At 63.7% G+C, this 7,385-nt stretch carries 6 protein-coding genes; 4 read left to right on the plus strand and 2 right to left on the minus strand.

Features of this window, described 5'->3' with window-relative positions; translation table 11 throughout:
* Positions 1–281 precede the first annotated feature (281 nt).
* The 4 genes from ACO550_RS39180 to pdxR all read left to right on the plus strand — a co-directional run bounded on the left by ACO550_RS39180 (position 282) and on the right by pdxR (position 5,269).
* Entirely contained in the window at positions 282–1,646 is a 1,365-nt protein-coding gene (locus tag ACO550_RS39180; protein WP_485995170.1) for an amino acid permease, read from the plus strand.
* A 191-nt stretch (positions 1,647–1,837) separates the two neighbouring features.
* Positions 1,838–2,236 carry a nuclear transport factor 2 family protein gene (locus tag ACO550_RS39185; RefSeq protein WP_315598853.1) on the plus strand — a complete coding sequence of 133 codons (399 nt, stop codon included), beginning with the start codon at positions 1,838–1,840 and terminating at the stop codon, positions 2,234–2,236.
* A 32-nt stretch (positions 2,237–2,268) separates the two neighbouring features.
* Positions 2,269–3,708, plus strand: a complete 1,440-nt coding sequence (locus tag ACO550_RS39190) for an FAD-dependent oxidoreductase (protein WP_315598854.1) — start codon at positions 2,269–2,271, stop codon at positions 3,706–3,708.
* Positions 3,709–3,790: 82 nt separating this feature from the next.
* Positions 3,791–5,269 (plus strand): MocR-like pyridoxine biosynthesis transcription factor PdxR, encoded by a 1,479-nt coding sequence (pdxR, locus tag ACO550_RS39195; protein WP_315598855.1) that lies wholly within the window; start codon positions 3,791–3,793, stop codon positions 5,267–5,269.
* A gap of 21 nt (positions 5,270–5,290) precedes the next feature.
* Here pdxR and aspT read toward each other — a convergent pair whose 3' ends face one another.
* Positions 5,291–6,988: an aspartate-alanine antiporter gene (gene aspT / locus ACO550_RS39200; RefSeq protein WP_315598856.1), complete on the minus strand. Its 1,698-nt coding sequence runs from the start codon at positions 6,986–6,988 to the stop codon at positions 5,291–5,293.
* A gap of 17 nt (positions 6,989–7,005) precedes the next feature.
* Positions 7,006–7,385 (minus strand): hypothetical protein (locus ACO550_RS39205; RefSeq protein ID WP_485995169.1); only part of this gene is annotated, 380 nt, incomplete at its 5' end.

The following is a 7,385-nucleotide window of genomic DNA, read 5'->3' on the forward strand; positions in this document are numbered from 1 at the left end:
ATGCGCTGGCCAAGCCCGTGCGCATGCTCGACAAGTACAAGGACTTTGTCTGATCATCGGGTAGAGCCATAGACTGAAACTTGCATCACCGCCCGGCGCCAGCCCGGGCGGGCCAGATTGCCGGAATGATCCGGCCGCGCACACGTACCAGGCAGTGTTCGACGCTGCACCGCTGGACCAGAACAAACGTGGCGCAAGACACCAAAGCAGTGCAGGAGACAAGAGTGATTCAAGATCAGCAACACTCGAATGGTCTGCAACATGGCCTGAAACAGCGCCATATGACCATGATCGCGCTGGGCGGCGTAATCGGCGCCGGGCTGTTCGTCGGCAGCGGCGTCGTCATCAAGTCCGCCGGACCCGCCGCCGTGATTTCCTTTCTCATCACCGGCTTGCTGGTGGTGCTGGTGATGCGCATGCTGGGCGAAATGGCATGCGCGCTGCCCACGGTGGGCTCGTTCTACGAATATGCGCGCGAAGCGTTTCGCGACCGGCCGGCGGTCAGCGACCTGGCCGGGTTCATGACTGGATGGATGTACTGGTACTTCTGGGTCATCGTGGTGGCACTCGAAGCGGTGGCCGGCGCAGACCTGATCCGCTTCTGGCTGCCGGACATACCGGCCTGGTCCATCAGCCTGGTATTGCTGGTGCTATTGACGCTGACCAACCTGGTATCGGTAAAGTCATTTGGCGAATTCGAGTTCTGGTTCGCGTCGATCAAGGTAGCCGCGATCGTGGTGTTCCTGTTCGTGGCCGGCGTCTACGTATTGGGACTGTGGCCACATACGGCGCCCAACGTGGCCAACCTGACCGTGCATGGCGGCTTCGCGCCCAATGGCATCGTGCCGGTGCTGACCGGCGCGGTGGCGGCCACCGGGTTCTACTTTGGCGCCGAGATTGTCACGGTGGCTGCGGCGGAGACCAGCGAGCCGCAAAAGGCGGTGGCGCGGGCCACCAATTCTGTGATCACCCGTGTACTCGTGTTCTATGTCGGCTCGGTGCTTTTGGTGGTTTGCCTGGTGCCATGGAACTCCAAGGCCATCGCCACCCCGTATGTCAGCGCGCTGCACGCCATGGGCATCCCCGCCGCCGCGCAGATCATGAATGCGGTGGTACTTACGGCGGTACTTTCCGCTCTCAACTCCGGTCTGTATGCGTCATCGCGGATGCTGTTCGCCCTTACGCGCCGTGGTGATGCACCCGCAGCACTGGCCCGTGTGAGCCGCAATGGTGTGCCACGCCGGGCCATCCTGATTGCCACGCTGTTCGGCTACGGCGCCGTCGTGATGTCGTACGTATCACCCGACACGGTCTTTGCCTTCCTGGTCAACTCGTACGGCACCGTGGCCATCTTCGTGTACATCCTGATCGCGATATCGCAACTGCGCCTGCGGGCCAGGCTGGAGCGCGAGGCCCCTGAAACCTTGAAGGTGCGCATGTGGGCCTATCCCTACCTGACCTATGTGGCCATTATCGGCATGCTGGGCATCGTGGTGGCCATGGCTTTCATTCCCGACCAGCGCACCCCGCTGTTGCTGGGCGTGGCCAGCATCTGCCTGCTGCTGATCGGCTATTCGGTGCGCCAGCGGTGCCGCAAGCAGCAGCTCGACGCGCCGCCGATCGTCAAGCCGCGCCGCGCCCACTGACTTCGCCCCACCCCGCAAAGCCCGCTGCGCCCTGTCTGGAGCCAGCGGGCTTTTTGTCGTCCCTGCTGCCTGGCTGGTTCCTACGATTCCCTGCTCTGGATCTACTGCGGCGGGAGGCAACTCACTAAGCTGGCACCATCAACCGGTCCCCCGCCGGAACCCAAAAGAAACGACTCAAAGGAGACACTTCCATGACCACTGCCAACGTCACTGCCGACACGCTCGCCGCCTTTGCCGACGCCTGGAACCGTCACGACATCGACGCCCTGATGGGCTTCATGGCTGACGACTGCGAGTTTCACGCCGTGGCCGGTGCTGACCTGCTTGGCCGCACCTTCAAGGGCCGCGACGCGGTTCGCGAGGGCTTCATGCTGGCATGGCAGACCTTCCCCGATGCGGCGTGGCTCGACGGCGAGCATTTCGTCAGCGGCGAACGCGGCGTCAGCGAATCGACGTTCCGTGGCACCAAGGCCGACGGTTCGCGTATCGAGGCACGCATGGTGGACGTGTTCACGTTCCGCAACGGCAAGATTGCCGTGAAGAACGCGTATCGCAAGGATCGTCCCGCCGTAGCTGCCGTCGCCCGGTAAACGTTGCCCGCCGCGCCAAAAGGAACGCCATCATGGATGCCACCGCAACCCGCCTGATCCTGCCCGAGAGCCGCGCTACATCGCCCTCGCGCCCCTATGATCCCGCCTACGATCCATTGGTATCGCCCAACCCGGGCCATGGCCGCGAATACGCGCCAACGTACTGGATCGGTACTGCCGGCGAGCCGCCTGCCGACGACGGCCCGATCACCCACGACATCGACGTGGATGTCGCCATCATCGGCTCGGGCTTTACCGGGCTCACCTGCGCCATTTTCCTGGCGCAGGAGTACGGCATCAAGGCCACGGTGCTGGAAGCCAACCGTGTCAGCTGGGGCTGCAGCACGCGCAACGGCGGGCAGGCGCAATGCGCGTCGGGCCGCCTGAAGCGCTCGCAATGGATCCAGCGCTACGGCCTGGACACCGCGCTGCGGCTGCACGAGGAAGTCTGCGAGGGCATGGAGACGTTCAAGCAACTGATCAGCAATATCGATTGCGATCCGCAGCCCGGCGGGCATCTGTACATTGCGCACCGGCCCGAGGTCATGCCGGCCCTCGAAAAAGAGGCCAAGGTTCTGCGCGACGTGTTCAAGTACGACGCACGCATCTTCGATGCCGACACCGTCAAGCGCGAATACGTGGACGACAAGGAAGCCGCCGGCGCCATGCACGAGCCTGAAGGCATTGGCATCCATGCGGGCAAGCTCGCCTTCGGCTACCTGCGCCGCGCGCGTGAACTTGGGGCCAAGGTGCATCCGTCCAGCCCGGTCACGGGTTGGGAAACACGCGGCGGCGTTCACTACCTGAAGACGCCGGGCGGCGTGGTGCGCGCGCGTGCCGTTGGCGTAGCCACCGGCGGCTACACCTCGCCGCACCTGCATGCGCAGCTCAAGAACCGGCTGTTCCCGATCCTTTCCAATTCGATCGTGACGCGCCCGTTGACACCCAGCGAGATCGAGGCGTGCAACTTCCGCACCACGCAGGTCATCACGGACACTCGCATCCTGCGCCATTACTACCGCCTGATGCCCGATGGTCGCCTGCAGATCGGCAGCCGCAGCGCGATCTCCGGCAACGACGCCCCGCAGCAGAAGTACAAGGACAAGCTGATCGCGGACATGTATCGCAAGTTTCCCGCACTGCAAGGCATCCAGATCGACTACTCGTGGTGGGGTTGGGTCGACGTCAGCCATGACATGATGCCGCGCATCTTCCAGGCCGACCCCACCCAGTCGATCTACTACGCCATGGGTTATGGCGGCAACGGCGTCATGTATTCGGCGCAGGCCGGCAAGCGCCTGGCGGCGTTGATCGCCGGCAAGAGCGCGGGCCCCGAACTGCCGATCTTCCGCTCCGCGCTGCCGTTCCCGAACGTGCGCGAGATGGTGGAAGCGCAGGCCTTCGCACCGTTCCGCCGCTTCGGCCAATGGTTCCTGTATCGCTGGTATCACCTGAAGGACGAAGTACTTTGACGCTTTGCAATCGGTGCGAATTTGCCGCAATCGGGTCAACATGGCACGCTACAGGGAATGCAACCCAACCACTGTGGCGGACATGAGCAAGGAAGCAACGCTTTGGAACAGGCTACTGCAGCTTTCGCCGGACCTCGGCGTCAGCCTGCAGGCCCAATTGCGCCAGCAGCTCGTGTCCGCAATACTCTCGCGCCAATTGCCGGCAGGCAGCAGCTTGCCATCGAGCCGCGAACTGGCGTCGACGCTGGGCATCGCGCGCAATACGGTGATTCTTGCATTGCAGCAACTGGTCGAGGAGAACTTTCTCGAAACGCGCCCGCGCCGTGGCTACTTCGTGGCGGCGCCCATGCAAGGCGCGGGCAAGGCCAAGCCGGTGCCGGCCGCCGAGCCCGCACCGAGCGCGAATGCCCCGGACTGGTCCGCGCGGCTTCCCGACATGACCGGCAAACGTGCCATCGTCAAGCCGAGCGAATGGCAGAACTATCCGTATCCGTTCATCTATGGGCAATTTGACCCGGCCCTGTTTCCCACCGCCGACTGGCGCGAATGCTCTCGCATGGCGCTGGCCGTGCTCGAGATTCGCGGCTGGGCCTCGGACCTGATCGATCGCGACGACCCCCTGCTGATCGAGCAGCTACAGAAACATATCCTGCCGCGTCGTGGCGTCTGGGCCAATCCCGACGAGATCATGGTGACCATGGGCGCGCAGCACGCGCTCTACCTGCTGGCCGACCTGCTGATGCAAGGCGCAACCGTGGGCATGGAAGAACCGGGCTATAACGACGCACGCCATATCTTCGGCATGCGCGCCAGCGAGGTGGTACCGCTCACGGTGGACGATGCGGGGCTGTGTCCGGATGCCAACCTGGCCCGCTGCGACTACGCCTTTGTCACGCCCAGCTATCAATGCCCCACCACGGTCACCATGCCGCTGGAGCGCCGCGAGGCGTTGCTCAACGCGGCATCCGAGCATGATTTCATGGTGATCGAGGACGACTACGACACCGAGAACCCAGCCTTCGCCCAGCCAATACCGGCCCTGAAAAGCCTGGACCGGAATGGGCGGGTGATCTACATCGGCAGCCTGTCCAAGTCTTTCGTACCAGGTATCCGGCTGGGCTATATCGTGGCGCCTGCCACCGTGATCCGCCAGGCCCGTGCGCTGCGCCGCTTCATGCTCCGGCACCCGCCGGCGAACAACCAGCGCGCCACGGCGCTGTTTATTTCACTGGGCCACCACGATGCGCTGCTGCGTCGCGTGGCACCAATTTTCCAGCGTCGCGCGGAGGTGCTGCGCAATGCCCTGGCACGGCATCTGCCCCAGGCGCAGGTCCGCAACTCGCCCGGTGCTTCGTCGTTCTGGGTCGAAGGCCCGCCCGGCATGGATGCCCGCGCGCTGGCCGCCAAGGCGCTGACACATGGGCTGATCATCGAACCGGGCGACGTGTTTTTCTCGTCCGACGCACCATCGCCGCATTTCCGGATGGGCTTTACCGCCATCGCCGACGACCGAATCGAGGAAGGCGTGAAGCTGCTGGCGCAACTCGTCAGGCAATTGTGAACGTACCCGGGTGGGTCGTTATCATCCAACCCGATACGCCAGCGCAACAATGATCGGACCCAGTACGGGAAGCATGACGTTGGCGATGGCATAGGTCACCGTGTAACCTAGCAAAGGCACGGAGCTCTGGCTCTTTTCGAGGATGGCACTGATTGCCGGGGTGCTGACATGCTGGCCGGCAATGGCACCCACCAGCAGCGGCCCTTCGATCTTCAGGAACTTGTGCCCGATCCATAGCGAAAGACAGGCCGGCACCAGCGAGACGGCGATGCCGATCAATGGCAGCACGGCACCGTGCTCGCGAATCAGGGTGACCGCATCCGGGCCCGCCGACAGGCCTACGCAGGCTACAAACACTGCCAGACCGAGATCCTTCAGCAGTTGCACCGCGGCAACCGGCATATCGCCGGTGCCCGGCCGCTTGAAGTTGATCCAGCCAAATACGAGCCCGCTCACCAGCGCTCCGCCGCCACTGCCCAATGAGATCGGTATGCCCGCGGCCGTGAAAGACAAGCTGCCGATCAGCAGGCCCACCAGGATCCCGACGCACAGGAACACCAGGTCCGTTGCATCGACGTGCCGTACAGGGGTGCCGAGTTCGCGCGCCGCGAGGCCTAGCGCATCGTCCGCGCCGACGAGCGTCACGCGATCACCATGCTGCAATCGCGTGGCGGGCGTGATGGGCAGGCTCATGCCCGAGCGCATGATTTGCTGGATCCATACGAAACGGATTTCCCTGCGGGTTGCCGCCTGCCCAAGCTCACGCAGCGATCGGCCATTGATGCCTTTCTTGTTGACGATGACCTGCGATTCCTCGAGTTGCAACAGGTCGGCATGCCCTGGCGGCAGCAGGACTTCGGTGCCTACCAGTTCGCCCTTGATGACCAGCCGCTCGCGCACGCCAATCAGCGCCACGATGTCGCCGGCCTGCATCAACTTGTCCGGTGTCGCCTCCACTAGCACGTTGTCACGAAACAGCCCGATGACCATGGTGCGGCCACCGAGCGCGACCTCGAGCTCGCTCATCGTAAGCCCTGCCGCGCCCTCGACGCGATAGGCGCGCCCTACCAGCCGTGGCAGTGCGGGCTGGCTGGCAACGTCGTCGTCAGATGCCGCCTCCAGCTTGGCCGCCAGCTCGCGCGATGCCTCGCGCAAGTTCAGGCGTAACAGTGCGGGCGCGACCTGGCTGGTAAAGAACACGATGCTGATCAGGCCCACCAGGTACGTCAACGTATAGGCCGTGGCGATATTCGACTCCATACGCGACGCATCGGCGGGATCCAGGCCAAGGTGGCGCAGCGCCTCCGCAGCCGTGCCCACGACCGCTGACTCGGTTGCCGCACCCGCGGCGAGCCCCGCGGCGGTGCCCGCATCCAGCCCCAGCATCCGCGTGGCCGTCAGCACGATCGCCAGCACCACCAGCGCCTCGATAAACGGCAGAAGCATGAAACGGAGACTGGAGCGATTCAGGTTGGCAAAGAACTGCGGGCCACCCGAATAACCCATCGCGAAGATGAACAGGGCAAACGCGACTTCCTTGAGCTCGCCATGCATCTGGCAGCCGGTCTGCCCCACCAGCAGCGCCACGATCAACGTACCACATACACCGCCAAGCGCGATCTTGCCGATATGAAGCTTGCCGATTGCATATCCCAGTCCTACGGTGACAAACAGCACCGCCATCGGCACGTCGTTGAAAAATCCGATCGAACATTGCATGTACCGGATCGGGCGAATCAATAAGGAGGGTTCACGACCACATACTGCGAACCCTGCGGCTGGTACCAGGTGCCTCCGCATTGCTGATAGACCATGCCGCCATAGTTGACCGGCGCGCAGTTCGGGGGCACCGATCGCACCATCGAACCCACCACGGCGGACGTGACGGCTACCGTTGCGGTGACCGCGGCAGCGGTGGCCACCGGATGGTAGTCGTTGTCCCAGCCGTTATGGCAGCAGCCGCCCCCTTCAACATTGACGTTCACATTGCGGTTCGAATTGACGTTGACGTTGCGGTTGGCATTGACGTTGTTGACGCTGTTAACACTGTTGCTGCGGACGTTGTTGGTGCGCGCGTCCGCATGCCGGTTGTCCACCTGCCGCCCGCCACCACCAC

The sequence above is a fragment of the Cupriavidus sp. genome (assembly GCF_057315035.1).

Excerpts from the sequence above, each read along its gene's own strand:
- ACO550_RS39190 (WP_315598854.1), top strand. The coding sequence starts at position 2,269 with ATGGATGCCACCGCAACCCGCCTGATCCTGCCCGAGAGCCGCGCTACA.
- aspT (WP_315598856.1), bottom strand. The coding sequence starts at position 6,988 with ATGCAATGTTCGATCGGATTTTTCAACGACGTGCCGATGGCGGTGCTG.
- pdxR (WP_315598855.1), top strand. The coding sequence starts at position 3,791 with ATGAGCAAGGAAGCAACGCTTTGGAACAGGCTACTGCAGCTTTCGCCG.
- ACO550_RS39180 (WP_485995170.1), top strand. The coding sequence starts at position 282 with ATGACCATGATCGCGCTGGGCGGCGTAATCGGCGCCGGGCTGTTCGTC.
- ACO550_RS39185 (WP_315598853.1), top strand. The coding sequence starts at position 1,838 with ATGACCACTGCCAACGTCACTGCCGACACGCTCGCCGCCTTTGCCGAC.